This is a genomic window from Saccharopolyspora elongata (assembly GCF_004348985.1).
In the GTDB taxonomy this organism is placed as follows: Bacteria; Actinomycetota; Actinomycetes; order Mycobacteriales; family Pseudonocardiaceae; genus Saccharopolyspora; species Saccharopolyspora elongata.
Genome location: NZ_SMKW01000230.1, coordinates 1 through 1,138 on the forward strand (window position 1 = coordinate 1; position 1,138 = coordinate 1,138).

1 protein-coding gene is annotated in these 1,138 nt (G+C 64.9%); it reads right to left on the reverse strand.

The window, feature by feature from the left end:
- Positions 1-43: 43 nt before the first annotated feature.
- Positions 44-1,081: an IS630 family transposase gene (locus E1288_RS46440; RefSeq protein ID WP_207954958.1), complete on the reverse strand. Its 1,038-nt coding sequence runs from the start codon at positions 1,079-1,081 to the stop codon at positions 44-46.
- Positions 1,082-1,138 lie beyond the last annotated feature (57 nt).

Genomic DNA, 1,138 nt, shown 5'->3' on the forward strand with positions numbered 1-1,138 from the left:
GTATTGGTCATACATATTGAGGGGTAGGGCAATTGTGGCGTGTCTAGTCGGCGGCGTAGCGGACTTCTTCCTTGCCGAACAAGGCCCGTACGTGGTCGGGCTGGTTCTGGCGGCGGCGCAGGTGGGTGCGTGTCGCTGCGGCCAGCTCGGACTTGGTGCGAGGGTTTGTTGTTGCGGTCACGTGATGTTTGACGTCTCCGTTGAGCAGTTCGACGGGGTTGAGTTCGGGGCAGTATCCGGGCAGGAAATGCATCTCGATCCGGTCGTGGTGGCGGGCCAGCCAGTCTGTGAGCAGTCTCGCCCGGTGCACGGGGTGACGGTCTGCGATGAGATAAATCTTGCGGTCGAGTTGGCGGATGAGCCGTTTGAGGAAGCCGATCATGATGCTGGCGTTGAACCCGCCGGTGAACACGGTGAAGTACAGCTCGCCCTTGTTGCTGATCGCGGACATGGCGTTGACGCCGAACCGCACGCCGGCCTTGGGCACCACCGGGGTCTGTCCGGTCGGCGCCCAGGTGGCCGCTACCGCCGCATCCGAACGCAGCCCGGTCTGGTCCAGCCACAGAATCACCGCCTGCTCTTTGCGGCCGCGGGCGGCGATCGCGGGATAGTCCCGCTCCACCCAGCCCGCCGCTGCCTCCGGGTCTCTCTCGTAGGCGACCCGGATCGGTTTCTGCGGCGACAGACCCCACGAACGCAGGTACTTACCGATCGTGACCCGCGAGAGCCGGATACCGAACCAGCGCTCGATCAGCTCCGCGATCTGCCCCCGGGTCCACACCAGCCCCGGCAACGCCAGCTGATCGGGAAACTTGCCCACCACCGCCCGCTTCACCCGGGCCTGCGCCCGCGCGGTCAGCGCCTTCTGCTCCTCGGGACGCCGACCACGTTTCCGGGCCTTCAGGCCCTTATTCCCGCTGGCTCGAAACGTATTCACCCAACGCGACACCGACCGCAGCCCCACACCGAAGGTCTCCGCGACCTCCGCCTGCGTCCGCCCGGACTCCACCGCCGCAACCACCCTCCGCCGCAAATCCTCTTGCGAGACAGGAGAAAGCCGCTTGACATCAACCACCGCCACCTTCACACCATAACCAACGATCACGCCACATTTGAGTTACCCATCAATAAGTCGGGG